Source organism: Pseudomonas sp. A-R-19, from assembly GCF_019956575.1.
In the GTDB taxonomy this organism is placed as follows: domain Bacteria; phylum Pseudomonadota; class Gammaproteobacteria; order Pseudomonadales; family Pseudomonadaceae; genus Aquipseudomonas.
On record NZ_JAHBDR010000041.1, the window covers coordinates 70787 to 97652 of the forward strand.

At 60.7% G+C, this 26866-nt stretch carries 25 protein-coding genes; 18 read left to right on the forward strand and 7 right to left on the reverse strand.

Going from position 1 to position 26866, the window contains the following annotated elements; all coding sequences use genetic code 11:
- Positions 1–118: 118 nt before the first annotated feature.
- The 3 genes from KGA88_RS08840 (at position 119) to KGA88_RS08850 (ending at position 2743) form a co-directional block, all read left to right on the forward strand.
- Positions 119–943 (forward strand): peptidoglycan-binding protein, encoded by an 825-nt coding sequence (locus tag KGA88_RS08840; RefSeq protein ID WP_110660646.1) that lies wholly within the window; start codon positions 119–121, stop codon positions 941–943.
- 81 nt (positions 944–1024) lie between these two features.
- Positions 1025–2131, forward strand: coding sequence for a DNA-processing protein DprA (dprA, locus tag KGA88_RS08845; RefSeq protein WP_223590177.1), 1107 nt, complete (start codon positions 1025–1027; stop codon positions 2129–2131).
- 54 nt (positions 2132–2185) lie between these two features.
- Positions 2186–2743 (forward strand): L-threonylcarbamoyladenylate synthase, encoded by a 558-nt coding sequence (locus KGA88_RS08850; RefSeq protein WP_103396118.1) that lies wholly within the window; start codon positions 2186–2188, stop codon positions 2741–2743.
- 134 nt (positions 2744–2877) lie between these two features.
- On the opposite strand, the gene KGA88_RS08855 is transcribed toward KGA88_RS08850, so the two are convergent.
- Positions 2878–3855: an NADPH:quinone reductase gene (locus KGA88_RS08855; RefSeq protein WP_223590179.1), complete on the reverse strand. Its 978-nt coding sequence runs from the start codon at positions 3853–3855 to the stop codon at positions 2878–2880.
- A 165-nt stretch (positions 3856–4020) separates the two neighbouring features.
- Between KGA88_RS08855 and hemF the strand changes: the two genes are divergently transcribed.
- Positions 4021–4935, forward strand: coding sequence for an oxygen-dependent coproporphyrinogen oxidase (gene hemF / locus KGA88_RS08860; RefSeq protein ID WP_223590181.1), 915 nt, complete (start codon positions 4021–4023; stop codon positions 4933–4935).
- A gap of 13 nt (positions 4936–4948) precedes the next feature.
- Entirely contained in the window at positions 4949–5770 is an 822-nt protein-coding gene (gene aroE, locus KGA88_RS08865; RefSeq protein WP_223590183.1) for a shikimate dehydrogenase, read from the forward strand.
- 117 nt (positions 5771–5887) lie between these two features.
- On the opposite strand, the gene KGA88_RS08875 is transcribed toward aroE, so the two are convergent.
- From KGA88_RS08875 to betC, 3 genes are all read right to left on the reverse strand, one after another.
- Positions 5888–7456 (reverse strand): SulP family inorganic anion transporter, encoded by a 1569-nt coding sequence (locus KGA88_RS08875; RefSeq protein ID WP_223590186.1) that lies wholly within the window; start codon positions 7454–7456, stop codon positions 5888–5890.
- Positions 7457–7698: 242 nt separating this feature from the next.
- On the reverse strand, positions 7699–8619 hold the full coding sequence (gene choX / locus KGA88_RS08880; protein WP_110660925.1) for a choline ABC transporter substrate-binding protein: 921 nt from the start codon (positions 8617–8619) through the stop codon (positions 7699–7701).
- 16 nt (positions 8620–8635) lie between these two features.
- Positions 8636–10150 (reverse strand): choline-sulfatase, encoded by a 1515-nt coding sequence (gene betC, locus KGA88_RS08885; protein WP_223590189.1) that lies wholly within the window; start codon positions 10148–10150, stop codon positions 8636–8638.
- Positions 10151–10264: 114 nt separating this feature from the next.
- Here betC and KGA88_RS08890 point away from each other — a divergent pair, with 114 nt between their 5' ends.
- Both KGA88_RS08890 and KGA88_RS08895 read left to right on the forward strand, forming a co-directional pair.
- On the forward strand, positions 10265–11215 hold the full coding sequence (locus tag KGA88_RS08890; RefSeq protein ID WP_110660927.1) for a choline sulfate utilization transcriptional regulator: 951 nt from the start codon (positions 10265–10267) through the stop codon (positions 11213–11215).
- 61 nt (positions 11216–11276) lie between these two features.
- Positions 11277–11603, forward strand: a complete 327-nt coding sequence (locus tag KGA88_RS08895) for a DOPA 4,5-dioxygenase family protein (protein ID WP_110660928.1) — start codon at positions 11277–11279, stop codon at positions 11601–11603.
- Here the strand turns inward: KGA88_RS08895 and KGA88_RS08900 are convergent, their stop codons facing one another.
- Complete coding sequence (locus KGA88_RS08900; protein WP_110660929.1) at positions 11604–12005, reverse strand: GFA family protein; 402 nt, start codon at positions 12003–12005, stop codon at positions 11604–11606.
- A gap of 418 nt (positions 12006–12423) precedes the next feature.
- On the opposite strand from KGA88_RS08900, the gene KGA88_RS08905 reads away from it, so the two are divergent.
- From KGA88_RS08905 to KGA88_RS08945, 9 genes are all read left to right on the forward strand, one after another.
- The gene (locus KGA88_RS08905) at positions 12424–13731 is read left to right on the forward strand and encodes a CitMHS family transporter (protein ID WP_110660931.1); all 1308 of its coding nucleotides are present in this window, start codon (positions 12424–12426) and stop codon (positions 13729–13731) included.
- Between the two features lie 85 nt (positions 13732–13816).
- On the forward strand, positions 13817–14584 hold the full coding sequence (locus KGA88_RS08910; RefSeq protein WP_110660932.1) for a TerC family protein: 768 nt from the start codon (positions 13817–13819) through the stop codon (positions 14582–14584).
- Between the two features lie 287 nt (positions 14585–14871).
- Positions 14872–16530 carry a Na/Pi cotransporter family protein gene (locus KGA88_RS08915; protein WP_110662875.1) on the forward strand — a complete coding sequence of 553 codons (1659 nt, stop codon included), beginning with the start codon at positions 14872–14874 and terminating at the stop codon, positions 16528–16530.
- Between the two features lie 164 nt (positions 16531–16694).
- Positions 16695–18071 carry a M16 family metallopeptidase gene (locus KGA88_RS08920; protein ID WP_223590191.1) on the forward strand — a complete coding sequence of 459 codons (1377 nt, stop codon included), beginning with the start codon at positions 16695–16697 and terminating at the stop codon, positions 18069–18071.
- Between the two features lie 217 nt (positions 18072–18288).
- A complete protein-coding gene (locus KGA88_RS08925; protein WP_223590193.1) occupies positions 18289–19317 on the forward strand; it encodes a DUF5924 family protein in 1029 nt (342 codons plus the stop codon).
- A gap of 53 nt (positions 19318–19370) precedes the next feature.
- A complete protein-coding gene (locus KGA88_RS08930; protein WP_223590195.1) occupies positions 19371–20519 on the forward strand; it encodes an ABC transporter permease in 1149 nt (382 codons plus the stop codon).
- Positions 20516–21319, forward strand: coding sequence for an ABC transporter ATP-binding protein (locus tag KGA88_RS08935; protein ID WP_110660197.1), 804 nt, complete (start codon positions 20516–20518; stop codon positions 21317–21319). The genes KGA88_RS08930 and KGA88_RS08935 overlap by 4 nt, the downstream gene beginning before the upstream one ends.
- Before the next feature lies 1 nt (position 21320).
- Entirely contained in the window at positions 21321–22259 is a 939-nt protein-coding gene (locus tag KGA88_RS08940) for an MlaD family protein (protein ID WP_223590197.1), read from the forward strand.
- Complete coding sequence (locus KGA88_RS08945; RefSeq protein ID WP_223590201.1) at positions 22256–22882, forward strand: ABC-type transport auxiliary lipoprotein family protein; 627 nt, start codon at positions 22256–22258, stop codon at positions 22880–22882. Before KGA88_RS08940 ends, KGA88_RS08945 begins: the two co-directional genes overlap by 4 nt.
- A 128-nt stretch (positions 22883–23010) precedes the next feature.
- On the opposite strand, the gene KGA88_RS08950 is transcribed toward KGA88_RS08945, so the two are convergent.
- Together KGA88_RS08950 and KGA88_RS08955 are read right to left on the reverse strand one after the other, a co-directional pair.
- Entirely contained in the window at positions 23011–23661 is a 651-nt protein-coding gene (locus KGA88_RS08950; protein WP_223590205.1) for an HAD family hydrolase, read from the reverse strand.
- Between the two features lie 27 nt (positions 23662–23688).
- Complete coding sequence (locus KGA88_RS08955) at positions 23689–24234, reverse strand: gamma carbonic anhydrase family protein (protein ID WP_110660193.1); 546 nt, start codon at positions 24232–24234, stop codon at positions 23689–23691.
- Positions 24235–24322: 88 nt separating this feature from the next.
- Between KGA88_RS08955 and prlC the strand changes: the two genes are divergently transcribed.
- Positions 24323–26374, forward strand: coding sequence for an oligopeptidase A (prlC, locus tag KGA88_RS08960; protein ID WP_223590207.1), 2052 nt, complete (start codon positions 24323–24325; stop codon positions 26372–26374).
- The gene (locus KGA88_RS08965; protein WP_110660191.1) at positions 26371–26649 is read left to right on the forward strand and encodes a YheV family putative zinc ribbon protein; all 279 of its coding nucleotides are present in this window, start codon (positions 26371–26373) and stop codon (positions 26647–26649) included. The genes prlC and KGA88_RS08965 overlap by 4 nt, the downstream gene beginning before the upstream one ends.
- Positions 26650–26866: the final 217 nt, after the last annotated feature.

Sequence of the window (26866 nt, forward strand, 5' to 3'; positions counted from 1 at the left end):
AAGAATTGCAGGCTACCGTTGTAAAACGTAGCTCCCTTCTTTCGATAAGCAAGCCGGGAGCGAGCCACCGAGGGCTCTGGCGTTTCACGCGAACGCACATAATAAAGGGATTCACCGCATGAGGAAATCACTACTCGCCCTGCCGCTTCTGGTCTCGGCCGGTCTGGCGTACGGGCAAGTGCAACTTCGGGAAGATATTCCCACCATAAAGCTGTCGCCCCAGGTGCGCAGCAGCCCGGTGACCGAGGCTATCCCCAGCATCGCGCTGAAATCGATCAACAGCTTTCTGCTGAACAACCGCATCGTCGACAAGACCGAGGATTTCGACAAGGCGCCCTATATCGTTGCCGGCGATGCCGAACGCGTACTCAGCGGCGCGGGTGACCGCATCTTTGCCCGCGGCCATTTCGATCCGGCGCAGCCGGTGTACGGCATCTTCCGCCAGGGCAAGGTTTACACCGATCCGCAGAGCAAGGAAATCCTGGGGGTCAACGCCGACGAAATCGGCGCAAGTGAGGTCGTGGCCATCGAAGGTGACGTCGCCACGCTGGCGTTGCAACGTACGACCCAGGAAGTCCGCCTCGGCGACCGCCTGTTCAGTGGCGAAGAGCGCTCGATCAACTCGACCTTCACACCCAGCGCACCGAGCCACGAAATCAGCGGTTTGATCATCGATGTGCCGCGCGGGGTCACGCAGATCGGCGAGTTGGACGTGGTTACGCTGAACAAGGGGCAGCGCGACGGACTGGCCGAAGGCAACCTGCTGGCAGTGATGAAGACCGGCGAAACCGTGCGTGACCGGATCACCGGCCAGCCGTTGAAAATTCCCGATGAGCGCGCCGGTCTGCTGATGGTTTTCCGTACCTACGACAAACTCAGTTATGGGTTGGTGCTGAGTGCTTCGCGCTCGCTGTCGGTGATGGACAAGGTGCGAAATCCGTAAGTTTGCTTCACAAGTTACCAACAGAGTTATCCACAGCTTATTCCCGTTTGTACGGGTGCTCATAACGATCAAGGATGATCCATGTCTCTGTCTGCCGTTACACCGGTTTCCCCTGCGGAACTGGAAGCCCGTTTGCGTTTGCATCGCCTGCCTGAGCTCGGCCCGGCACGGTTCAAGAAGCTGCTTGAAGCCTTTGGCTCGGCGTCCAAAGCGATCAGTGCACCGGCCAGTGCCTGGCGCGCGCTGGGTTTACCTCTGGCGTGTACGGAGGCCAGACGCAGCACTGAAACCCGTGATGGCGCCGCCCACGCATTGGCTTGGCTAGAGCGTCCGGCCCAGCATTTACTGATGTGGGACCAGCCTGACTACCCGGCGCTGCTGGCGCAAATCAGCGATGCGCCGCCACTGTTATTCGTTGCCGGAAATCCGGGCATCCTGGAAAAGCCGCAATTGGCGATGGTCGGCAGTCGTCGCGCATCGCGCCCGGGCATGGACACCGCTGCCGCGTTTTCCCGCAGCCTGGCCGGCGCCGGTTTTGTCATCACCAGCGGCCTGGCCCTGGGCATCGACGCTGCCGCACATCAGGCCGCCCTGGACGTTGGCGGGCAAACGGTCGGTGTACTTGGCACGGGACTTGAAAAGTTTTATCCACAGCGTAATCGGCGCCTGGCGGACGCGATGATTGCCTCGGGCAGTGCCGTGCTTTCGGAGTTCCCGTTGGATGCAGGCCCAACCGCCAGCAACTTCCCTCGACGCAACCGGATCATCAGCGGCTTGTCCCTTGGCGTGCTGGTGGTCGAGGCCAGTGTCGCCAGTGGTTCTCTGATTACGGCGAGGTTGGCCGGCGAACACGGACGCGAGGTATTTGCGATTCCCGGGTCGATCCATCATCCCGGCGCCCGCGGCTGCCATCAATTGATCCGAGATGGTGCGGTGCTGGTGGAAACCATCGAACATATTCTCGAGGCCTTGCGCGGCTGGCAACGGCTGCCGTTATCCACAGAGTCCTTCACCGCTGAAACGACTCACCCTCTGTTGAAGTTGCTGCATGCCGCGCCTCTGACCAGTGAAGCACTGGCAGGCGCAAGCGGCTGGGCCTTGCCGAAAGTGCTGGCGGCGCTGACGGAACTGGAAATGGACGGTCATGCCGTTTGCGAAAGCGGGCGCTGGTTTGCACGGGTGAGCTAGGTTTTATGAACAAGATCGGTAAACTGCGCAGAGCCTTATTCTGGAGAGTTTTTCATGGTCAACAGTTGGCGTGTGCAACAAGCCGCGCAAGCAATTCGCGCAGGGGCGGTGATTGCCTACCCAACCGAAGCAGTCTGGGGCCTGGGTTGTGACCCGTGGGACGAGGAAGCGGTGGAGCGTCTGCTGCTGATCAAGGGCCGGTCTGTGGATAAAGGACTGATCCTGGTCGCCGACAACATCCGTCAGTTCGATTTCCTCTTCGAAGACTTCCCCGAATTGTGGATGGACCGCATGGCCAGCACCTGGCCGGGGCCGAACACCTGGCTGGTGCCGCACCAGAACCTGCTGCCCGAGTGGATTACCGGTGTGCATGAAACCGTGGCGCTGCGGGTCAGCGATCACCCGCAGGTGCGGGACTTGTGCGCGCTGGTCGGGCCGCTGGTGTCGACGTCGGCCAACCCGCAGGGGCGCCCGGCAGCGCGTACGCGGATTCGCGTCGAGCAGTATTTCCGTGGCCAGGTCGATCTGGTGCTCGGCGGGATGTTGGGCGGACGCAAGAACCCGAGCGTGATTCGCGATCTGGCGACCGGCACCGTCGTGCGCCCGGACTGATACTGCATTGAGGCCATTCGCGAGCGAGCCAGCTCCCACATTTGATCTGTGTCGAACATAAACTCTATGTTCACTGGAGATCTATTGTGGGAGCGGGCTTGCTCGCGAAGGGGCCCTGACAGTCAGCGAAAATCTCAGGGCAACAAAACAACCGAACCTGTCGTGCGCCGCGCCGACAACTCGGTCTGCGCCTTCGACGCGTCAGCCAGTGGATAACGCTGGCTGATCTCCACGGTCAGCTTGCCGCTGATGATCATCTCGAACAACTCGTCGGCCATGCGTTGCAGGCTCTCGGCGTTGTTCGCATAAGTGCCCAGGGTTGGCCGGGTCACGTACAGCGAGCCTTTCCCCGCCAGGATCCCCAGGTTCACGCCGTCGACCGCGCCGGACGCATTGCCGAAACTCACCACCAGCCCACGCGGCGCGGCGCTGTCGAGTGAAGTCAGCCAGGTGTCCTTGCCAACGCCGTCGTACACCACCGGGACTTTTTTGCCATCGGTCAACTCCAGCACACGCTGAGCGACGTTTTCATGGCTGTAGTCGATGGTCGCCCAGGCACCGTTGGCCTTGGCCAGTGCGGCTTTCTCCGCCGAGCTGACCGTACCGATCAGCTTCACGCCCAAGGCCCTGGCCCATTGGCACGCCAGGGAACCGACCCCGCCGGCCGCGGCGTGGAACAGGATGGTTTCGCCACCCTTGAGTTCATAAGTCTGACGCAGCAGGTACTGCACGGTCAGGCCTTTGAGCATCACGCCAGCGGCCTGTTCGAAACTGATGGCGTCCGGCAGTTTCACCAGATTCGCCTCGGGCAAGACGTGAACATCGCTGTAGGCGCCCAGAGGGCCGCTGCCATAGGCCACGCGATCGCCGATCTTGAAGCGGGTCACGTCGCTGCCCACCGCCTCGACTACGCCGGCACCTTCCGAGCCGACACCCGACGGCAGGGACGGCGGCGGATAAAGACCACTGCGGTAGTAGGTGTCGATGAAGTTCAGGCCGATGGCCTTGTTGGTCACGCGCACTTCCTTCGGGCCGGGCTCGGCGGGTTGGTAATCCACATACTCGAGCACTTCGGGACCGCCATGGGCGCGGAACTGGATTCGCTTTGCCATCAGAACTCTCCATAGGTCGTTTTACCAAGCTCCCTATCGGACTCCTAAGCTTGATCTTCGTCAACTGCGACGGGGTGACTTGCGATGGTATGCTACGGGCCCATTTGCGCTGGCCCCCCGCTCCAATGGAGCGCCGCGTAGTTTTGCCCGATTCAAGGTGATGACATGACGACCCGCACCGAGGCCGTAAAAGCCTACCTGCTCGACCTGCAAGACCGTATTTGCGCCGCCCTGGAAGCCGAAGACGGTGGCACGCAATTCGTCGAAGACGCCTGGACCCGGCCGGCCGGCGGTGGCGGTCGCACCCGCGTGATCGAAAACGGCGCAGTGATTGAAAAGGGCGGCGTGAACTTTTCCCACGTCTTCGGCAGCGGTCTGCCACCGTCTGCCAGCGCTCATCGACCGGAACTGGCCGGCCGTGGCTTTGAAGCCCTCGGCGTGTCGCTGGTGATTCACCCGCACAACCCGCATGTGCCGACTTCCCACGCCAACGTACGCTTTTTCATCGCCGAAAAAGAAGGTGAAGAACCGGTCTGGTGGTTCGGGGGCGGCTTCGACCTGACGCCTTACTACGGCAATGAAGAAGACTGCATCCACTGGCACCGTGTCGCCGAACAGGCCTGCGCGCCATTCGGCGCGGACGTCTACCCGCGCTACAAGGCCTGGTGCGACAGCTACTTCCACATCAAGCACCGCCACGAACCGCGCGGCATCGGCGGGCTGTTTTTCGACGACCTGAACGAGTGGGACTTCGATACCAGTTTCGCTTTCATGCGTGCCATCGGTGACGCGTACATCGACGCCTATCTGCCGATCGTGCAGCGCCGCAAGAACGATGCGTTTACTGAAAAACAGCGCGAGTTCCAGGAGTTCCGCCGTGGTCGTTACGTTGAATTCAACCTGGTCTACGACCGTGGCACGCTGTTTGGCCTGCAATCGGGCGGGCGTACCGAATCGATTCTGATGTCTCTACCACCGCAAGTACGCTGGGGTTACGACTGGAAGGCCGAGCCCGGCAGCGAAGAAGCGCGCCTGACCGAGTACTTCCTGCAAGACCGCGATTGGTTGGCCGAAGCCTGAACGAGGAATCCCGATGGACCGTTATGTCGTATTCGGTAACCCGATCGGCCACAGCAAGTCGCCGTTGATCCATCGCCTGTTCGCCGAGCAGACCGCGCAAAAGCTGGACTACAACACGCTGCTGGCGCCACTCGACGACTTTTCCACCTGTGCCAGGACATTTTTCCTCGAAGGGCGCGGCGCCAATGTGACGGTGCCGTTCAAGGAAGAGGCCTATCGATTGGCGAACAGCCTGACGGCGCGGGCGCAGCGCGCCGGCGCGGTCAATACCTTGAGCAAACTGGCTGATGGCAGTCTGCTGGGCGACAACACCGACGGTGCCGGGTTGGTGCGCGACCTGACGGTCAACGCCGGATTCAGCCTCAAGGGCAAACGCATCCTGCTACTCGGCGCTGGCGGCGCGGTGCGCGGTGTCCTCGAACCGTTGCTGGCCGAGCAACCGGCATCGGTGATCATCGCCAACCGCACGGTGGAAAAGGCCGAGTTGCTGGCCGAGTTGTTCTGCGATCTGGGGCCGGTCTCGGCCAGTGGTTACGACTGGTTGCAGGAGTCTGTAGACCTGATCATCAATGCGACCTCCGCGAGCCTGACGGGCGATGTGCCGCCGATTGCTGCCAGCCTGATCGAACCGGGCAAGACGGTGTGCTACGACATGATGTACGGCAAGGAGCCGACTTCGTTCTGCCGCTGGGCCAGCGAACACGGGGCTGCGGTGGCGATGGATGGTCTGGGGATGCTGGCCGAGCAGGCGGCGGAGGCGTTCTTCCTGTGGCGCGGAGTGCGCCCGGATACGGCGCCGGTGCTGGCTGAACTTCGCCGGCAGTTGGCCCTATAACCTACTGTAGGAGCGAGCTTGCTCGCGAAGGTCGTGAACGATAACGCGCAAAACCAGATGCCCAGCGGCGCCCTCAGGTTTTTCGCGAGCAAGCTCGCTCCTACAGAGGGCGGTGTTTCAGTCTTCAAACCGGATTGGGCATTTCTGCGCCCCTTCCAGCTTCCTCAACTCTTCCACCACCTGCGGCCGGGCCCGGCGCAAGGTCAGGCTGCGATTCTGACGCAGCAGGCGTCGCGCTTCCTGATGCAGCATCTCTACCCCTGAATAGTCGATGAAGTTGATCTGCTGCGCCTCTATCACTACCCGCGCGCCATGCATGCGTTGCAGGCGTACTTGCAGGTAATGGCTGGCGCCGAAAAAGATCGAACCGCCCACTCGCAGTATGTCTTCCTCGCCATCTCGCACATGCTGCACCCGTGGTTGCGATGTGCGCTTGAGGTAGAAAAAAAGCGAGGCCAGCACGCCGGCGTAGATCGCCGTCTGCAATTCCAGCAGCAGCGTGGCGACGCAGGTCAGGGCCATGACTACAAATTCGGCGCGGCTGACCCGCAACAACGCGCGAATGCCGCGATGATCCACCAGTCCCCAGGCGATCAGCAGAATACTCCCGGCCATCGCCGGAATCGGGATGTGCGCGATCAGGCTCGCGCCGAAGATCGCAAACAGCGCCACCCACAACGCCGAAAAAATCCCGGCCAGGGGCGAACAGGCCCCCGCTTCATAGCTCAGGCCTGAGCGGGTGAAAGAGCCTGCCGACAGCGATCCGGAAAAAAACGCACCGACGATGTTCGACAGGCCCTGGGCGCGAACTTCCTGGTTGGCGTCGAGTAATTGCTGCGAACGTGCCGAGATCGAGCGGGCAATCGACAGGCTGGTGACCAGCCCGAGCATGCCGACCGCCACTGCGCTGGGCAGCAGGCGCAGGATCAGATCGAGATCCAGCGGCAACGGACTGAAAGGTGGCAGCTTGCCGGTGAAGGCGCTGACCAGTTGCACGTGGCCGAACATCGATGGCCAAAGCCAGACCAGCAATGCGCCCAGCACCAGAGTGATCAACAGCGTCGGCCAGCGTGGCAACCACAACTTGAGGATCACGCCCACCACCACTGTCGCCAGCCCTAGCGCCAGCGAAGGTTTGTCCATTTCGCCGAGATGGCGCAACAACATGATGAAGCTATCCAGCGCGGTGGCCTGGCTGGGCAAATCCAGCCCCAGCAGGTTAGGCAATTGACCAATGGCAATCACCACGGCAGCACCCAGGGTGAAGCCGAGTACCACCGAGTGCGAGACGAAATTCACCAGCGCGCCAAACCGCAGCAAACCCAGCAGCCACTGAAAGAGGCCGGCAAGAAACGTCAGCAACAGGATCAACACGACGTAGTCCTGCGAGGCCGGAACGGCCAAGGGACTGACGCTGGCGTACAGGACAATCGAGATGGCCGCTGTAGGACCGCAGATCAAATGCCACGACGAACCCCAGAGGCAGGCGATCAGCACCGGGATGATTGCGGCGTAGAGGCCGTATTCTGGTGGGAGGCCGGCAATCAGCGCGTAGGCAATGGATTGCGGCAACGCGAGAATCGCGCCGCTGAGGCCGACGATCAGGTCACGCCCGACGCTGGCGCGGGTTTGCCGGGGTAGCCAGGTGAGGAAAGGGAAGAGTGAATGGCGGCTGGGAAGGGCCATGGGTCCTCTCGGTCGGGGATTTTGCGCAAGGGTAGCAGGACAACACAATCATTGTGGCCAGGCAGCTTACTGTGGCGAGGGGGCTTGCCCCCGTTCGATTGCGAAGCGATCGTAAAACCATTGAATGCGATCTAACTGATTACCCACATTCAATGGTTTTGGGACGGCTGCGCCGTCCAACGGGGGCAAGCCCCCTCGCCACAGGAAGCCCCTTTGCCAGATAAACCTGTTCTGACTCAGGTTCAGAGTTTGGCTTTAACCGCCGGCAACGCATCCTGCCCGTCCACGGTCTTCACGCCATCGAGCCACTTGTCCAGCACCGCCGGGTTGGCCTTGATCCACGCTTTTGCCGCGTCGGCGTTGCTGACTTTCTTGTTCACCACCTCGGCCATGATGCTGTTTTCCATGTCCTGGGTGAAACTCAGGTTGGTCAGCAGTTTGCCGACGTTCGGGCAGGCCTGTGCATAACCCTTGCGGGTCAGGGTGTGGACGCTGCCGGTGTCACCGAAGTATTTCTCGCCGCCCTTGAGGTAATGCATCTTCAGTTGCACGTTCATCGGGTGCGGGGTCCAGCCGAGGAAGGTCACGAATTTCTGTTTCTTCACCGCGCGGGACACTTCCGCCAGCATGGCCTGCTCGCTGGATTCGACCAGTTTCCACTGGCCCATGTCGAAATCGTTTTTCTTGATGATTTCCTGCAGCGAGATGTTCGCCGGAGCGCCGGACCCGATACCGTAGATCTTGTGGTCAAACTTGTCCGCGTATTTGTTCAGGTCGGCAAAGTTGTGCACACCCGCGTCCCACACGTAGTCCGGAACCGCGAGGGTGAATTCGGTGCCATCGAGGTTTTTCGCCAGTTGCGTGACGTCGCCGTTGGCGACGAACTTGTCGTAGAAACCCTGCTGCGCCGGCATCCAGTTACCCAGGAACACATCGACCTGGCCATCCTTGAGGCCGCCAAAGGTAATCGGTACCGCGAGGGTGTCGACCTTGGCCTTGTAGCCCATGCCGTCCAGCAGAAACCCGGTGATGGCGTTGGTTGCGGCGATGTCGCTCCAGCCCGGGTCGGCCATCTTCACCGTCTCGCAACTCTGATCGGCAAACGCCGATGCGCTGCCCAGGGCCAGGAGCCCGACCGTCAGTACTGTGGATAACCTTTGCATGGACTTCCCCTTAACATTATTGGTTTTGGCAGGGTTGTGGATAACGTGCTTTACGCTCCAGATCGTCGAGGTCGATGTGGTTGCGCATGTACTGCTGACTGGCGTCCACCAGCGGCTGGTGATCCCAGCTCTTCAGCTTGCCGAGGGTCAGCGCCTCGGCCACGAAACGCCGGCGTCGCTGGCTGGCGAGCACCTGCTGGTGAATCGCCGGAATGTTCCATTTGGTCCGCGCTTCGGCGAGAAAATCGTCGAACAACTGGCGATGTTGTGGCGAATGGCTGAGTTCTTCCTGTTCGCAAGGGTCATTGTCTACATTGAAGAGCAGGCAAGGGTCGTCTTCACTGTAGATAAACTTGTAGGCGCCACGGCGAATCATCATCAGCGGGCTGATGGTGCCTTCGGCCATGTATTCGCCGAACACTTCATCGTGGCCACCCTGCCCTTGCAGGTGCGGGACCAGCGAGCGGCCGTCCAGCGGCAAGCCCGGTTCCAGCGAGCCACCGGCCAGCTCGACGAAGGTCGGCAACAGGTCCGCCGTGGAAACACTGGCGCTGACCCGGCCGGCGCCGAATTGCCCCGGTGCACTTATCAACAGGGGCACCCGTGCGGCCATTTCATACCAGTGCATTTTGTACCAGAGGCCGCGTTCGCCGAGCATGTCGCCGTGGTCACTGGAAAACACGATGATGGTGTCATCGATCAGCCCGGTTTCCTCGAGTGTTTTCAGGAGTTTGCCGACGTTGCTGTCGATATAGCTGCAGGCGCCGAAATAGGCGCGGCGGGCATCGCGGATCTTGTCCACAGGCAGCGGCTTGTCCCACAGGTCGTAGACCTTGAGTAAACGCTGCGAGTGCGGATCGAGTTCATGTTGATTCGGCGTTGCAGGAAGCGGGATGTCGGCATCGTCGTACAGATCCCAGAAAGCCTTGGGAATTGTGTACGGGTCGTGTGGGTGAGTCATCGAAACGGTCAGGCAGAACGGCTGGTCGCCATCCTCGCGAATATGGTCGAACAGGTACTGCTGGGCCTTGAACACCACCTCTTCGTCGAAATCCAGCTGATTGGTGCGCACGCACGGACCGGCTTGCAGCACCGACGACATGTTGTGATACCAGCTCGGGCGCACGTCCGGTTCATCCCAGTTCACTGCCCAGCCGTAGTCGGCGGGGTAGATGTCACTGGTCAGGCGTTCTTCGTAGCCATGCAGCTGGTCTGGCCCGCAGAAGTGCATCTTGCCCGACAGAGCGGTGCGATAGCCGAGGCGGCGCAGGTAGTGGGCGTAGGTCGGCACGTCGGCGGGGAAGTCGGCGGCGTTGTCGTAGGCGCCGATCTTGCTCGGCAACTGGCCGCTGACCAGGGTGAAACGCGACGGCGCGCACAGGGGGCTGTTGCAATAGGCGGAGTCGAACACCACGCCTTGTTCGGCGAGGCGGCTGAGATTGGGCAGTTTGATGGGCGATGGGCCGTAGAACGGCAACATTGGCGCGGCCATTTGATCGGCCATGATGAAAAGAATGTTCTTGCGCTTCATGTGATCGCGGCATTCCATAGTGGATGTTTATGCGAGAGTGCTGGCTTCGAGAATGAAACCCCAGCATCTTGCGGTAAAGCCCACGCGCGGCAATGACTAGGATAAGCACAGCTTATGTATGACGCCCTTGGTGACCTGTCACTGGATCTGCTTCGTGCCTTCGAAGCCGCAGCCCGTCAGCGCAGCTTCACCGCGGCGGCAGTCGAGCTGGGCACAACGCAACCGGCCATCAGCCAGCAGATCAAGCGCCTGGAAGAACAACTGGCAACACGCCTGTTCGACCGCATTTATCGCGGTATCGAGTTGACTGAGGCCGGGCAGATTCTTTTCGAGCAGGTTCAGCTTGGTTTGCAGAATATCGACGCAGGATTGAGCGCAATCAGCGCACAGCAACAGCATGAGGTGTTGCAGGTCGCCACGGATTTTGCCTTCGCCGCCTATTGGTTGATGCCGCGTCTGCACCGCTTTCATGCGGCCAATCCGCAGGTGGATGTCAGCCTGGTCACCAGTGAACGCAGTCATAACATGCTACGTACCGATATCGATGTGGCGGTGCTGTTTGGCGATGGCCGCTTCAAGCAGGGTGAAAGCCATTGGCTGTTCAGCGAAGAAGTGTTTCCGGTGTGCAGCCCGCAGTTGTTGGGCGAGCGTACCCTGCCCTTGCCGGTCCAGGCATTGCTGGAGTTTCCATTGCTGCACCTGCGTGGGGAACACAGCAGTAACTGGTTCGACTGGAGTGGTGTGTTTCGTGAGCTGGGCATCACCTCGCCCCCGGCGCCAGGGCAATTGCGCTTCGACAATTACACCCTGCTGATTCAGGCGGCGATTGGCGGCCAGGGCGTGGCCATCGGCTGGCGCCACCTTGTGGATAACTTGCTGGCACAAGGGCTGTTGTGCCGACCGATAGCCGAAACGGCGATGTCGAGGTTGGGTTACTACGTGGTGCTACCCCAGCGCAAACGACGGGGAGCGTTGATCCAGCAGTTTGTGGACTGGTTGATGGCCGAGCAGGCCAGCAGTGCGGAGTCGCTGTCGGGGTTGTCATTGCCTTCGATTGCGGTATGAAACATGAAAAGATCGAAACCTGTGCCGTGTGCTCTGCTCAACCGGATTTAGAGGATTTCAAATGCAACGCATATCGGGCTACCACGCCCATGTCTATTTCGACGCCAGCACCATCGGCCAGGCGCGGGCCCTGTGTGAGCAGGCAACGCAACTGTTTGCGCTGAAAATGGGTCGCGTGCACGAGCGCCCGGTTGGTCCGCACCCGGACTGGAGCTGCCAGTTGGCCTTCGAGCCGCAGGTGCTGGGCGATGTGCTGCCGTGGCTGGCGCTCAATCGCAACGGCCTGGTGGTGTTTCTACACCCGGACACCGGCGACGATCTGCGCGACCACACCGAGCACGCCATCTGGATGGGCGCGATTCGGCCGCTGGACCTGTCTATTTTTTGATCAGAGTGTTTCTTCAGCCTCACCGGGCAAGTGTTCGTCCAGATGCAGCCACGGCAAGCGGCTGTCGGTCCAGATGTGCCGCTCGGCCGGTGCTTGCTCGGGATGGTCGAGGGTGGCGATGGTCAGGTCGATGGTGCCCGGGCTCAGGTGCGTGACCACCGCCAGTTGCGCCCCGCAGTGACCGCAGAAATATCGCGCGCAGGTGGTGGAGGAATCGTACCGCGCCGGCGTCCCGGCCAGCCATTCAAAGGCGGAGGTCGGCACGGTGATCCAGGTCGTCACGATGCCGCCGCTGACCCGTCGGCAAATCGAACAATGACAATGGACGATATCGTGCAGTGGCCCGCTGAACTGATAGCGCAGCTGGCCGCAGTGGCAGCCGCCGGTGTGGATTTTGTTCATGGCATTCCTCCTGATGTGTAACTACCGACGCCTTCGCGAGCAAGCCCGCTCCCACATTGGACCTGTGTCGTACTCAAAACCAATGTGGGAGCGGGCTTGCTCGCGAAGGCCATAAACCGGTTCACCTGCATGCCCCAGTCCGACGACCGGTTGTACTTCTGGTCAACGCTTTCATTCCCGAAAGCTGGCTGAAAGCTTCCCCGATTAGGATCGCCCCCACTACCGGCAACAGACCGGTCGGCCAATGCCAGCGTTTTATCGCTCGCACAGCCCATTTAACAACAACAATGGTGATTCTGATGTCCTCTTCTACCCGCCACTTCGCTGCAACTCCGTCCGTACCTCTCGTGCTTCCCGTTCTGCGCTGATCCCACCCGGTCCGCCCATTCCCTAGCCGCGCTACGCCTGGAGTATTCCCATGCTGACTTTCCTTGGCTTCGCCATGGTCATCACGTTCATGTTCCTGATCATGACCAAGCGCCTGTCCGCGCTAATCGCCCTGATCCTCATTCCAATCATCTTCGCCCTGTTCGGCGGCTTCGGCCCGAAAATCGGCCCGATGATGCTCGAAGGCATCACCAAGCTCGCGCCGACCGGCGTGATGCTGATGTTCGCGATTCTGTACTTCGCCCTGATGATCGACTCCGGCCTGTTCGACCCGGCCGTGCGCAAGATCCTCAAAATGGTCAAGGGCGACCCGCTGAAAGTTTCGGTCGGCACCGCCGTACTGGCGCTCGTCGTTTCCCTCGATGGTGACGGCGCGACCACTTACATGATCTGCGTGGCCGCCATGCTGCCGCTCTACAGCCGTATCGGCATGAGCCCGCGGATCATGGCCGGCCTGATCATCCTCGCCGGTGGCGTGATGAACATGACCCCATGGGGCGGCCCGACCGCTCGCGCAGCCAGTGCGTTGCATGTGGACCCGTCCGACATCTTCGTACCGATGATTCCCGCGATGGCGGCCGGTGTAGTGGCGATCCTGGCCATTGCGTACTTCTACGGCAAACGTGAACGTGCGCGCCTGGGTGAATTGCACCTGGTGGGCGATGAGATCGACCACAGCGAAATCAGCGTTTCGCAGTTCCCGGATGCCCGTCGTCCGAAGTTGATCTGGTTCAACGGCGCCCTGACCCTGGGCCTGATGTGCACCCTGATCGCCGGCCTGTTGCCGTTGCCGGTGCTGTTCATGGTGGCGTTCAGTATCGCCATGATCGTCAACTATCCTTGCCTGCAACAGCAGAAGGATCGCGTCGCGGCCCACGCCGGTAGCGTGTTGGCAGTGGTCGGGCTGATCTTTGCCGCCGGCATCTTCACCGGTATCCTGTCGGGCACCGGCATGGTCGATGCCATGTCGAAAAGCCTGCTGTCGGTGATCCCGGATTTCCTCGGCCCGTACCTGGCGGTGATCACGGCGCTGGTAAGCATGCCGTTCACCTTCTTCATGTCGAACGATGCATTTTATTACGGCGTGTTACCGGTACTTGCCGAAGCCGCAAGCCATTACGGTATAACCGCGGTGGAAATGGCGCGTGCCTCGATCGTCGGTCAGCCCGTCCACCTGTTGAGCCCGCTGGTTCCATCGACCTATCTGTTGGTGGCCCTGGCCGGTATCGATTTCGGTGACCACCAGCGCTTCACCCTGAAGTGGGCAGTGCTGGTTTGTATCTGCATACTGATTGCTGCACTGCTGTTGGGGACTTTCCCGATGTTCAGCACTCTATAAGCCCAAGACTCACCACTTCGGGTCCAGGCTTCGCTGTTTGAAGCCCGGGCCCTTTGTGGTTTAACAATCGTTCAAAGGAATACACATGGAATGGCTGACCAACCCTGAAATCTGGGTTGCCTTCTTTACCCTGACCGCCCTGGAAATCGTCCTGGGTATCGATAACATCATCATGATTTCGATCCTGGTCAGCCGCATGCCTAAACATATGCAGGCGCGCACCCGGATTTTCGGTCTGGCGCTGGCCATGATCACGCGAATCCTGCTGCTGCTGTCGATCACCTGGGTCATGCGCCTCACCGCCGACCTGTTCGAAGTGTTCGGCCAGGGCATCTCCGGACGCGACCTGATCCTGTTCTTCGGTGGTCTGTTCCTGCTGTGGAAGAGCTCGCAAGAGATGTACCACGCGCTGGAAGGTGAAGACGAAACCAACGAAGAGCCTTCGGGCAAGGGCGGCAACTTCCTCTACACCATCATCCAGATCGCGATCATCGACATCGTGTTCTCCCTCGACTCGGTGATCACCGCGGTCGGCATGGTCTCCCACGTTCCGGTCATGGTCGCGGCAATCATCGTGGCGGTACTGGTGATGATGTGGGCATCCGGCACCATCAGTGAGTTCATCGACAAGCACCCATCGCTGAAGATGCTGGCGCTGTCGTTCCTGTTGATTGTCGGTACTGTCCTGATTGCCGAATCCCTGGACGTGCACGTGCCAAAAGGCTACGTCTACTTCGCCATGGCGTTCTCGCTGGCGGTGGAAGCGATCAACATCAAGATGCGCACCGCTATCGCGAAAAAGAAGAAACAGCAGGATCCGGTAAAGCTGCGCAAGGACATTCCGGGCCAGTAATCCGGTCGTACGTAATACCCTGTGGGAGCGGGTTTGCTCGCGAAAGCGCTGTGTCAGACAACGTTAATGTCGACTGACCCGACGCCTTCGCGAGCAAGCCCGCTCCCACTTTGTTTTCGGCTGGTCACATAAACCGGATTTCATGACAGTTTTGTTTCAATCCCTTCTTTGGCTATGCGATGCTGGCGCGCAGACCGTTAGCCAACTACAGCTTAAGTACGGAACGTAGAACGTCGCGCGGCACCGTCAATTTGCTCCTTTGGGGCGCTACACCACAGGGGGTCGGTATGCTCACCCTGCTCAATTTGCTTTCCGCCGTGGCCCTGCTGATCTGGGGCACGCACATCGTCCGAACCGGCATCCTGCGGGTCTACGGCACCAACCTGCGCCATGTCATTGGCCATAACATGTCCAAACGCTGGCTGGCTTTCGCCTCCGGGATCGCCGTGACGGCGATGGTCCAGAGCAGCAACGCCACCGCCATGCTCGTCACCTCCTTTGTCGGCCAGGGCTTGATGGCGCTGACCCCGGCACTGGCCACCATGCTTGGCGCGGACGTCGGTACGGCGTTGATGGCGCGGGTGCTGACGTTCGATCTGTCGTGGTTGTCGCCGTTGCTGATCTTTGTCGGGGTGATTTTCTTTCTGTCGCGCAAGCAGACCCGGCTCGGGCAGCTTGGCCGTGTCGCCATTGGCTTGGGATTGATCATTCTGGCGCTGCAACTGATTGTTGAAGCGGCGCATCCGATTACCCATGCCAAAGGGGTGAAGGTGATTTTCGCCTCGCTCACCGGCGACATCCTGCTCGATGCCCTGGTCGGGGCGCTGTTCGCGATGATTTCCTATTCCAGCCTGGCCGCTGTGCTGCTGACCGCGACCCTGGCAGGAGCCAACGTCATCAGCCTGCCGGTGGCCATTGGGCTGGTGATCGGCGCCAATATCGGCAGTGGCGTACTCGCCTTCCTCAGCACCAGCATGCAGAACGCCGCCGGGCGCCAAGTGGCGTTGGGCAGCCTGCTGTACAAACTGATTGGTCTTTTATTGATCATTCCAGTGCTCGATCCGCTGGTGCACTGGCTCGACGGTCTCGATTTCAGCCCTCAGGAAATGGTCATCGGCTTTCACTTGCTCTACAACACCGTGCGCTGCCTGATCCTGCTTCCCAGCCTCGGACCGATGGCCAGGTTTTGTGCCTGGGTGCTGCCGGAGCGCCCGCTGGCCAACGGCACGGCCAAGCCCCGGCATCTTGATCCCACGGCATTGGTCACGCCCGGTTTGGCGTTGGCCAACGCGGCGCGGGAAACCCTGCGCATGGGCGACCTGATCGACAGCATGCTCGAAGCCATGCTCGACGTGTTGCGCGGCAAGCAAACCGCCGTCACCCAGGAAGTGCGCCGCCTGTCCGACGATGTCGAAGCGCTCTACAGCGCGATCAAGTTGTATCTGGCGCAAATGCCCCGGGAGGACCTCAGCGATCAGGACAGCCGGCGCTGGGCGGAAATCATTGAGCTGGCGATCAATCTGAAACTCGCCAGCGACTTGATCGAACGCATGTTGCGCAAGATTCAGCAGCAGAAAACCTCGCAGCGCCGGTCGTTTTCCGAAGTCGGGCTGGATGAATTGGCCGGTTTGCACACTCAGTTGATTTCCAACCTGCGGCTCGGGATGTCGGTGTTTCTCAGCGCCGATCCGGAAAGCGCTCGCCAGTTGGTGCGCGAGAAACGTCGTTTCCGCGCACAGGAACGGCGCCTGGCTCATGCCCATGTCAGCCGCTTGCAACGTAAAATCGTGCAAAGTATCGAAACCAGTTCGTTGCACCTGGAGCTGATCGCCGACATGAAGCGCCTGAATTCGCTGTTTTGCAGCAGTGCCTATGTGGTGCTGGAAACATCCGACACCGGCGCGCTGGTGGTCGACGATTTGACGGACATTACGCATTCACCTTGAACGTCTGGCACCGTAGCCAGTCAGTACTACTGATTCAGCCGGAAGGTCATTCGCGAGCAAGCCCGCTCCCACAGGGATCTCCGTGGGTCTGTGGGAGCGGGCTTGCTCGCGAAGACGGCCTGACTGACGACACGGACCTCCAATCCGCCGTATGGAAACCCGTTATGCGTTGTCTGTTGTTCGCCTGCCTGTTGCTTGGTTCATTCCCGTCATTCGCCCTGGATCGCTTTCAGGTCGAGGGCTACACGCTGCGCAACGGTTTGCAGTTGCTGCTCAAACCCGGCACTGACCGCGGGCATGTGGCTATCCGGCTGGTGGTCGGCGTTGGCCTGGACGATTTCGGCTGCGAGGAAAAGGAATTGCCGCATCTGCTGGAACACCTGCTGTTCAGCGGCATCGACGCCAGCGGCGAAGGTGGCCTGGAAGAGCGCATGCAGGCCCTGGGCGGCGAGTGGAACGCCTTCACCAGCAACGCCGATACAACCTTCGTCATCGAAGCCCCGGCGAAAAACCAGCGCAAGGTGCTCGACCTGCTGCTGGCGCTGCTGACCCAGACCCGTTTCGACGACAACGCCATCAATGCGGCCAAACAAGTGGTCGAGCGCGAAGATGGCGGCCACTACTCGCACCTGCAACGCTGGCTCGATCGACAGGACCTCGGCCACACGGCCAGCAACCAGTTGGCCGTGGAACTGGGCCTCAAATGCCCGGAGCGCGCGCAAGTCGATGACCTGACCCGTGAGCAATTGGAGCAGGTACGCAAGGACTGGTATGCGCCAAACAACATGACCCTGATCGTGGTCGGCGACCTCGACAAGTTGCTGCCGGCCTATCTGGAGCGTGCGTATGGCGTGCTGGAGGCGATCACCCCGGGCGAGCATCCGCCGCTGCCGCAAATCCAGGCCAGTGCCGCCCACGAGCGCACCCTGACCCACGGTCTGGTCGGCAACGGCGCCAAATTGCACTGGCTGGTGCCGGAGCCGGTACTGGAAGACGGGCACGATCAAACCTTCGATTTACTCAAGGATTATCTGGACTGGGCGCTCTATCGCCAATTGCGCCTGGCTCACGGTTTGTCCTATGGCCCTTGGGCGGAACGCGAGGTATTCGGCGGCGTGGGTTTCATGAGCCTCAACGCCGACCTTGAACGCGACGACGTGTCCGAGGCCGAACAAGTGCTTGATGACTTGAAGGCCGAATTGCTCAGGGACGGCCTCAATGCCGACACCTTCAACCGCCTCAAACAGGCCGCGATTGCCCGCCAGGCCTGGGCCGTACAAGGCAACAGCGCGTTGGCGGACTACTACTGGAGCGCCATCGGCGACTACGAAGACGGCCGTTTCACCAACCCGACCCGGGAGCTGCAAGGGGTGACGCTGCAGGAGGCGAACAAGGCTGTGCGTGAACTGCTGTTGCAGCCGGGGTATTTGCGGATCGAGAAGTCATTGTTCAGTTATGACCAGTTGATGTGGCTGGTGGTCGGCGGGGTGGGCTTGATCGTGTTGATGTTGGTGGGCTGGCGTTTGCATCGCAGGAAGTAACCACTCCAACTGGCGAGCGACTAACTGTGGCGAGGGGGCTTGCCCCCGTTCGGCTGCGAAGCAGTCGTGAAACTGACTACTGCAATTCATCTGAAGGATTGGAATTACGGATTTTAGGGCCGCTTCGCGACCCAACGGGGGCAAGCCCCCTCGCCACGGGGCCGCGCCAGCGGTAACCTGTCGAGGTTTTTTCCTACGACTACTGTGAACCCGCCGAATGCAAAACCTGACCCGTTTCGTACAGCGCATCCTCGAATTGATGAAGCGCTACCCTGGGGTCATTGCGCTCGCTGGTTTCATCTCCGGGGTAGGCAGTTTCATTCTGGTCGATCGCCAGCAAGGCCTGGCGAGTTGGATCACTACCATCATGCTGATCAGCTGGATCTGGCTGATGCTGGAAAACAGCCTGACCAAGCTGTTCGCGCGCGTTTTCAAGCGCGAAATTCCGGAACCGTTGCTGCGTTACGCAACGCAGATGATCCATCAGGAAAGCCTGTTCTTTGTCCTGCCGTTCTTCTTCATCACCACGACGTGGAACAGCGGCCAGTTGTTTTTCACCGGGCTGCTGGGCATCGCGGCGCTGATTTCGATCATCGACCCGCTCTACTACAAGTGGCTGGCGCCACGGCGCTGGGCGTTTCTGGCCCTGCACACCCTGACCCTGTTCGCCGCGCTGCTCACCGCGTTGCCGGTGATCATGCACCTGACGACGTCGCAAAGTTTCAAATGGGCGCTGGGTATCTCGGTGCTGCTGTCGTTCCCGAGCCTGGCGTCGATCTTCCCGATTCGTACGGTACGCAATGCGTTGGCGATCTTGAGCATCACCCTGGGCATCGGTGCGGTCGGTTGGGAGCTGCGTTCGTGGGTGCCACCGGCAACGCTGTGGATGACCGACGTGGCCATCAGCACGCAAATGCAAGACCGTACACCGGGCGCCAGCCTCGATGAAGTCAGCGCCGAGCAGATTCGCAATGGCGGGCTCTACGCATACACCGCGATCAATGCCCCGCGTGGCCTGGACGAACGGATCTATCACGTTTGGCAGTTCAACGGAAAAGAGGTCGACCGTATTGCGCTGGATATCCACGGCGGGCGCAAGGAAGGTTACCGGGCCTGGACCCACAAGCAGAACTTCCCGGGCAACCCGGCCGGCAAATGGCAGGTTCGGGTGCTGACCGAAGATGGCCAGGTCATCGGCGTGCTGCGCTTCGAGGTCAAGGACAGCACAGCGATCAAAGAAAAGTAGTCAGGTTCGTGCTATTACGTAGAGCTTGTTATCACTGAACTAGCACGGAGCTTATGATCAGCAGCACGATGGCCGGCAACGCCCGATTGGACACGTCGATCACCCCTGCACGGTTGCGGGTGACGGGCGACTGGACGCTTGCCCATTACGCTGACCTCAAGCTGTTGAGCGAAAAACTCCACGGCCAGTACGACGCCAACACCCCCATTGACCTCAATGGTCTCGGCGCGCTCGACACCGCCGGCGCCTCGCTGTTGGTCGAGCTACTCGGCTCCGAGCGCCTCGGCCGCTCCGCTGAACATCCGGATTGCACGCTTTCCGCTGCCGACCGCGCGTTGCTGCAAACCGTCTACTGCTCGTTGACCGATTTCTGCGTACCGATCAAGGAACCGGAAATCAGCGTTACCGTGCAGTTGCTGACCCGCATCGGCCGCGCGGTGGACATCGTTTGGCAGGACACCCTGCAACTGCTGGGTTTCGTTGGCCTGATCATCGAAACCATTGCCCGAGGCCTGTTCCGTCCCAAGTGCTGGCGTGTCACGTCGACGATCGCCCATATCGAACAGACCGGGCTCGACGCCGCCCCCATCGTTGCATTGCTGACTTTTCTGGTGGGCGCCGTGGTGGCGTTTCTCGGGTCGACGGTACTGGCCACTTTCGGCGCCACGGTCTTCACCGTGGACCTGGTGGGATTTGCCTTCCTGCGCGAGTTCGGCGTGTTGCTGACGGCGATCCTGATGGCCGGGCGCACCGCCAGTGCGTTCACGGCGCAAATTGGTTCGATGAAGGCCAACGAAGAAATCGACGCCATCCGCACCCTGGGCCTCGACCCCGTGGAATTGCTGGTGGTGCCGCGGGTCCTGGCGTTGCTGATTGCCCTGCCGATGCTGACCTTTCTGGCGATGCTGTCGGGGATCATCGGCGGTGCGGTGGTCTGCGCGGTGAAACTGGATATCTCGCCGGCGATGTTCATATCGTTGCTGCAATCGGACATTGGCGTTCAACACTTTCTGGTGGGGATCGTCAAAGCGCCGGTCTTCGCTTTCCTGATCGCCGCGATTGGGTGCCTCGAAGGTTTCAAGGTCAGCGGCAGCGCCGAGTCCGTCGGTGCCCATACCACGTCGAGCGTGGTGCAGTCGATTTTCGTGGTGATCGTGATGGATGCGATAGCCGCGATGTTTTTCATGGAGATGGGTTGGTGAGTCGAGTACCCCGAGCGCCCTCCGAGGCAGTGATTGAAGTGCGTGGGCTGTGCAATCGCTTTGGCCGCCAGAGCGTGCACGAGGACCTCGACCTGGATTTGTACAAGGGCGAAATTCTCGCCGTGGTCGGCGGTTCCGGCAGTGGTAAATCGGTGTTGCTGCGCAGCATTGTCGGGCTGCGCCAGCCCAGCGAAGGCGTGGTGAAAGTCTTCGGCAAGAACCTGCCAACCTTGTCCGAGCACGAGCGTTCGTTGGTGGAGCGGCGCTTTGGCGTGCTGTTCCAGAAGGGCGCGCTGTTTTCCTCGCTGACGGTGACCGAGAACGTCGCCCTGCCGCTGATCGAACATGCCGGCTTGAGCCGCAACGATGCCGAGCACCTGGCGGCGGTGAAAATGGCCCTGGCCGGGTTGCCGCTGTCGGCGGCGGACAAGTATCCAGCATCGCTGTCGGGCGGCATGATCAAGCGTGCCGCATTGGCCAGGGCGCTGGCACTGGACCCGGACATCCTGTTTCTCGACGAGCCTACCGCCGGTCTCGACCCGATCGGCGCCGCCGCGTTCGACCAATTGATCCTGACCCTGCGCGATGCCCTGGGCCTGAGCGTTTTCCTGGTGACTCATGACCTCGACACGCTCTACACCATCACCGACCGGGTGGCGGTGTTGGCGCAGAAGAAAGTGTTGGTGGCCGACGCCATCGATAAGGTCTCGGAAACCAACGATCCGTGGATTCACGAATACTTCCATGGCCCACGCGGCCGCGCGGCATTGACTGCCGCCCAACAGCTCAACGAGGTCTGACATGGAAACCCGAGCCCATCATGTACTGATCGGCCTGTTCACCGTGATTGTGGTGACGGCCGCGCTGCTGTTCGGCCTGTGGCTGGCCAAGTCCAGTGTCGATACCGAGTTCAAGGACTACGAAGTCGTGTTCAACGAGGCGGTCAGTGGTTTGTCCAAGGGCAGTTCGGTGCAGTACAGCGGGATCAAGGTCGGTGACGTGATTTCGCTGCGCCTGGATCCGAAGGACCCGCGCCGGGTGCTGGCGCGAATTCGCCTGGCCGGCGATACCCCGGTCAAGGAGGACACGAATGCCAAGCTGGCCCTGACCGGCGTCACGGGGACCTCGATCATCCAGCTCAGCGGCGGCACGCCACAGAGTCCGACGCTCAAGGGCAAGGACGGCAACCTGCCGACCATCGTCGCCTCACCCTCGCCTATCGCCCGCCTACTCAATGACAGCAACGATTTGATGGCCGGGGTGAACACCCTGATGCATAACGCCAACCTGATGTTTTCCACGGAAAACATCGAGCGCATCAGCAATACCCTTGAGCATCTGGAGCAAACCACCGGGACCATTGCCGACCAGCGCGGCGATATCCGTCAGGCCATGCAGCAACTGGCGTCGGTGGGCAAGCAGGTCAACACCATGCTGGAGCAGACCACGGCGCTGATGCGCAATGCCAACGGGCTGCTCAACGAGCATGGCAAGGAGACGCTGGGCAGCGCCGAGCAGGCGATGAAGTCGTTGCAGGAGAGCAGCGCTACCCTCAACAAACTGATCACCGCCAATCAGGATTCGCTCAACAGTGGCATGCAAGGCCTCAATGGCCTGGGCCCGGCCGTGCACGAGATGCGCGAAACCCTGAGCTCATTGCGCGCCATTACCAAGCGTCTGGAGGCCAACCCCAGCGGTTACCTGCTGGGCAGTGAAAAGACTAAGGAATTCACGCCATGAAGCTGATTCGGATTGCCCTCCTCGCTGGCTTCACGCTGATCAGTTCGTGCTCGATCCTGCCAAAACCCGAGCCCTTCGAGATGTATCGGTTGCCGTCGGCCCAGAGCAACGCTTCGGCAAGCCAGGGCACGCCGCAGCGCTGGTCGTTGCGCCTGAGCAAATTCCAGTCCAGCGAAGCATTGAACAGTCCGAACATCGCCGTGATTCCTCAGGGCGATGTGATCAGCCACTACAAGGGTTCACGCTGGAGCGACCCGGCACCGGTGCTGGTGCGCAATCGCCTGCTGGACGGTTTCCAGCATGACGGGCGGGTGCCGCTGCTGAGCACCGATGACAGCATCTTCCAAACCGATCTTGAATTGGGCGGCAGCCTGCAGGCGTTCCAGACTGAATACCAGGGCACGAATGCCAGCGTGGTCGTACGTCTGGATGCATTGCTGGTGCGCAGCTATGACCAGCGCCTGCTCGCCAGCCGCCGCTTTGAAGTGCGCCAGCCAATCAGTGATGTGCAGGTCCCGGCGGTGGTGGCCGGGTTCGGTCAGGCGAACGATCAATTGACCGCGCAGGTGGTGAACTGGGCGGTCGAGCAAGGGCAGAGGCTGGCCCCGCCGCCCAGACCTTGAAGAATTACGCATTCCCCCTGTGGGAGCGGGCTTGCTCGCGAAGGCGGTGTATCAGACAACATTGATGTCGACTGACACTCCCTCTTCGCGAGCAAGCCCGCTCCCACAGTTGATTTGTATCGGCCTTATCAGCGCTGCAAAAACGCCTGATGCAGCTTAGCCAGCGTTTCAAAGTGATACGCCGGCGCTTCGACGCTCAACTCTTCGTGGCTGCCGAACCCGTAACCCACTGCCGCCGCGTCCAGGCCGTTGCTGCGCGCGCCGATCAGGTCGTGCTTGCGGTCGCCGATCATCAGGGTGTTGGCCGGGTCCAGGTTTTCTTCGGCCATCAGGTGAGCGATCAGCTCGACTTTGTTGGTCCGGGTGCCATCCAGTTCGCTGCCGTAAATCACCTTGAAGTGTTTGGCAAAATCGAAATGCCGGGCGATCTCCCGGGCGAACACCCACGGTTTCGAGGTCGCGATGTACAGCTGCCGGCCTTGTCCGCCCAGGGTTTCCAGCAGCGGCGTGACACCATCGAACACCCGGTTTTCGTAAAGGCCGGTGACCTTGAAGCGCTCGCGATAGAAATTCACCGCGTCCCACGCCTTGGCTTCGTCGAAGTCGTAGAACTGCATGAATGCCTGCAACAGCGGCGGGCCGATGAAGTGTTCGAGCTTGGCCAGGTCCGGCTCATCGATACCCAGTTTGCCCAGGGCGAACTGGATCGAACGGGTAATGCCCTCGCGCGGGTCGGTCAGGGTGCCATCGAGGTCGAATAAAACGCTTTGGTAATGCATGTTGAATCCTGAAAGTAAGGGGCCGGGTCAGAGCTGGTCGTAGCCTTCGGCCAGATGCAGGTCCTTGAGCTTCACGTAGTTTGCCGCGCTGTAGGTGAAAAACGCGCGCTCCTTGTCATTCAGCGGACGGACCTGCTTCACCGGGCTTCCCACATACAGGAAGCCGCTTTGCAGATGCTTGCCCGGCGGCACCAGGCTGCCGGCACCAATGATCACATCATCGTCGACCTGCGCACCGTCCATGACAATGCTGCCCATGCCGATCAACACCCGGCTGCCCACCGAACAGCCATGCAGCATGACCTTGTGGGCGATGGTCACGTCGTCGCCGATCAGCAATGGAAAGCCATCGGGGTTGAACGGCCCGGCGTGGGTGATGTGCAGCACGCAGCCATCCTGCACGCTGGTGCGCGCGCCGATGCGGATGCGGTGCATGTCGCCACGGATCACTGTCAGCGGCCAGACCGAACTGTCTTCGCCAATTTCAACGTCGCCGATCACCACTGCCGAACCGTCGACAAAAGCGCCTTTACCCAGCAATGGCGTGTGGTTCTGATACTTGCGAAGGTTCACGATAGGGTTTCTCTCTGTTGCTGATAGCTGCGGTGAACGTCGATTGTAATTAAGATGGCTGCATGTTTCTCCAGCCAAGGTATCAACCGTGAGCGTGAACAACCCTCTTTTGCAGTCCTACGACCTGCCGCCGTTCTCCGCCATCCGCGCCGAACACGTACAACCGGCCATTGAACAGATCCTGGCTGACAACCGTGCCGCCATCGTCGAGATCCTCAAGACCCAGGCCACACAGCCATCGTGGGCCGGCCTGGTCCTGGCGATGGACGAGCTCAACGACCGCCTGGGCGCCGCCTGGAGCCCGGTCAGCCACCTCAATGCCGTGTGCAACAGCGCCGAACTGCGTGAAGCCTACGAGTCGTGCCTGCCGGCCTTGAGCGCCTACTCCACCGAGCTGGGCCAGAACCGCGAACTGTTCCAGGCCTTCGAAGCCCTGGCCAGCAGCCCGGAGGCCGCCGGTTTCGACGTGGCGCAGAAAACTATCCTGGAACACTCCCTGCGTGACTTCCGTCTGTCGGGTATCGACCTGCCGGAAGCCGAACAGAAGCGTTACGCCGAAGTGCAGAGCAAGCTGTCCGAGCTGGGTAGCCGTTTCTCCAACCAATTGCTCGATGCCACCCAGGCGTGGACCAAGCACGTCACCGATGAAGCCGCCCTCGCCGGCCTGACCGATTCGGCCAAGGCGCAAATGGCTGCCGCGGCACAGGCCAAGGACCTGGACGGCTGGCTGATCACCCTGGAATTCCCAAGCTACTACGCGGTGATGACCTACGCCCAGGATCGCGCGCTGCGTGAGGAAGTCTACGCGGCCTACTGCACCCGTGCGTCGGACCAAGGGCCGAATGCCGGTCAGAATGACAACGGCCCGGTCATGGAAGAAATCCTCGACCTGCGTCAGGAGCTGGCCAAGCTGTTGGGTTTCAGCAGTTTCTCCGAGTTGAGCCTGGCGACCAAAATGGCCGAATCCAGCGATCAGGTGCTGAGTTTCCTGCGCGACCTGGCCACGCGCAGCAAGCCGTTCGCCGCTCAGGATCTGGAACAGCTCAAGGCCTATGCCGCCGAGCAAGGTTGCCCGGGCCTGCAAAGCTGGGACAGCGGTTTCTACGGCGAAAAACTCCGCGAACAACGCTACAGCGTCGCCCAGGAAGCCTTGCGCGCCTACTTCCCGATCGACAAGGTGCTCAGCGGCCTGTTCGCCATCGTCCAGCGCCTGTACGGCATCGAGATTGCCGAGCAGAAAGGTTTCGATACCTGGCACCCGGATGTCCGCCTGTTTGAAATCAAGGAAAACGGCCAGCACGTCGGCCGCTTCTTCTTCGACCTCTATGCCCGCGCCAACAAGCGTGGCGGTGCCTGGATGGATGGCGCCCGCGACCGTCGTCGCACCGCTGACGGTGTGCTGCAAAGCCCGGTGGCGAACCTGGTGTGCAACTTCACCCCGGCCGACAGCGGCAAGCCTGCATTGCTGACCCATGACGAAGTCACCACCCTGTTCCACGAGTTCGGTCACGGCCTGCATCACCTGCTGACCCGCGTCGAGCATGCTGGCGTGTCCGGCATCAACGGCGTGGCCTGGGATGCCGTCGAACTGCCAAGTCAGTTCATGGAAAACTGGTGCTGGGAGCCGGAAGGCCTGGCGCTGATTTCCGGTCACTACGAGTCCGGCGAACCGCTGCCTCAGGATTTGCTCGGGAAAATGCTCGCGGCGAAAAACTTCCAGTCCGGCCTGATGATGGTCCGCCAACTGGAATTCTCGCTGTTCGACTTCGAACTGCACGCCACCCACGGCGACGGCCGCAGCGTGCTGCAAGTTCTCGAAGGCGTGCGTGACGAGGTTTCGGTGATGCGTCCGCCGGCTTACAACCGCTTCCCCAACAGCTTTGCGCACATTTTCGCTGGCGGTTATGCCGCGGGTTACTACAGCTACAAATGGGCTGAAGTGCTCTCGGCCGATGCGTTTTCGAAGTTTGAAGAAGAAGGTGTACTCAACGCCGACACCGGTCGCGCCTTCCGTGAAGCGATCCTGGCACGGGGCGGTTCCCAGGAGCCGATGGTGCTGTTCGTCGACTTCCGTGGTCGCGAGCCATCGATTGACGCACTCTTGCGCCACAGCGGCCTGAGTGAGGACGCGGCAGCATGAGCGAGGGACCTGTGATTACCAAGAAACGCTTTATCGCCGGGGCGGTCTGCCCGGCATGTAGCGAGCCGGACAAGCTGATGATGTGGAATGAGGACCAGGTCCCGCACCGAGAGTGCGTGGCCTGCGGTTACTCCGACACACTCAATGAGCAAGGGCTGTCGGTGCCAAAGGAGTTGGGTACGCGGGTTACTACCAGCGCACTCAAACCAGCCGACACCAAGGTTCAGGCTGTTCAGTTCTTCCCGAACCCGAAGTTGAAAAAAAAGCCTGAGTGACATAAAGCCCCCGGCGCGCCATGCAACGGGGGCTTTTTTTGGGACTTTCACGGGTTTGGAGGACCCCTCATTGTCGACTCGGACGCGGTCCCTTGTAATTGGATGGACTCGCCCAAGCCGAGGCGTCAATGCGCCACGGTGGCAGTCTAAACAGCCAACGACAGCGAGGGCGAGTCCATGAAAAATCATAGTTCGTTTGATCAATCCGTGTCTTCTT

Excerpts from the sequence above, each read along its gene's own strand:
- dprA (WP_223590177.1), top strand. The coding sequence starts at position 1,025 with ATGTCTCTGTCTGCCGTTACACCGGTTTCCCCTGCGGAACTGGAAGCC.
- KGA88_RS08915 (WP_110662875.1), top strand. The coding sequence starts at position 14,872 with ATGCTCACCCTGCTCAATTTGCTTTCCGCCGTGGCCCTGCTGATCTGG.
- KGA88_RS08875 (WP_223590186.1), bottom strand. The coding sequence starts at position 7,456 with ATGGCCCTTCCCAGCCGCCATTCACTCTTCCCTTTCCTCACCTGGCTA.
- KGA88_RS08905 (WP_110660931.1), top strand. The coding sequence starts at position 12,424 with ATGCTGACTTTCCTTGGCTTCGCCATGGTCATCACGTTCATGTTCCTG.
- hemF (WP_223590181.1), top strand. The coding sequence starts at position 4,021 with ATGACGACCCGCACCGAGGCCGTAAAAGCCTACCTGCTCGACCTGCAA.
- betC (WP_223590189.1), bottom strand. The coding sequence starts at position 10,150 with ATGAAGCGCAAGAACATTCTTTTCATCATGGCCGATCAAATGGCCGCG.
- KGA88_RS08920 (WP_223590191.1), top strand. The coding sequence starts at position 16,695 with ATGCGTTGTCTGTTGTTCGCCTGCCTGTTGCTTGGTTCATTCCCGTCA.
- aroE (WP_223590183.1), top strand. The coding sequence starts at position 4,949 with ATGGACCGTTATGTCGTATTCGGTAACCCGATCGGCCACAGCAAGTCG.
- KGA88_RS08855 (WP_223590179.1), bottom strand. The coding sequence starts at position 3,855 with ATGGCAAAGCGAATCCAGTTCCGCGCCCATGGCGGTCCCGAAGTGCTC.
- KGA88_RS08965 (WP_110660191.1), top strand. The coding sequence starts at position 26,371 with ATGAGCGAGGGACCTGTGATTACCAAGAAACGCTTTATCGCCGGGGCG.
- KGA88_RS08840 (WP_110660646.1), top strand. The coding sequence starts at position 119 with ATGAGGAAATCACTACTCGCCCTGCCGCTTCTGGTCTCGGCCGGTCTG.
- KGA88_RS08940 (WP_223590197.1), top strand. The coding sequence starts at position 21,321 with ATGGAAACCCGAGCCCATCATGTACTGATCGGCCTGTTCACCGTGATT.
- KGA88_RS08930 (WP_223590195.1), top strand. The coding sequence starts at position 19,371 with ATGATCAGCAGCACGATGGCCGGCAACGCCCGATTGGACACGTCGATC.
- KGA88_RS08850 (WP_103396118.1), top strand. The coding sequence starts at position 2,186 with ATGGTCAACAGTTGGCGTGTGCAACAAGCCGCGCAAGCAATTCGCGCA.
- KGA88_RS08950 (WP_223590205.1), bottom strand. The coding sequence starts at position 23,661 with ATGCATTACCAAAGCGTTTTATTCGACCTCGATGGCACCCTGACCGAC.
- KGA88_RS08900 (WP_110660929.1), bottom strand. The coding sequence starts at position 12,005 with ATGAACAAAATCCACACCGGCGGCTGCCACTGCGGCCAGCTGCGCTAT.
- KGA88_RS08890 (WP_110660927.1), top strand. The coding sequence starts at position 10,265 with ATGTATGACGCCCTTGGTGACCTGTCACTGGATCTGCTTCGTGCCTTC.
- KGA88_RS08925 (WP_223590193.1), top strand. The coding sequence starts at position 18,289 with ATGCAAAACCTGACCCGTTTCGTACAGCGCATCCTCGAATTGATGAAG.
- choX (WP_110660925.1), bottom strand. The coding sequence starts at position 8,619 with ATGCAAAGGTTATCCACAGTACTGACGGTCGGGCTCCTGGCCCTGGGC.
- KGA88_RS08910 (WP_110660932.1), top strand. The coding sequence starts at position 13,817 with ATGGAATGGCTGACCAACCCTGAAATCTGGGTTGCCTTCTTTACCCTG.
- KGA88_RS08945 (WP_223590201.1), top strand. The coding sequence starts at position 22,256 with ATGAAGCTGATTCGGATTGCCCTCCTCGCTGGCTTCACGCTGATCAGT.
- KGA88_RS08895 (WP_110660928.1), top strand. The coding sequence starts at position 11,277 with ATGCAACGCATATCGGGCTACCACGCCCATGTCTATTTCGACGCCAGC.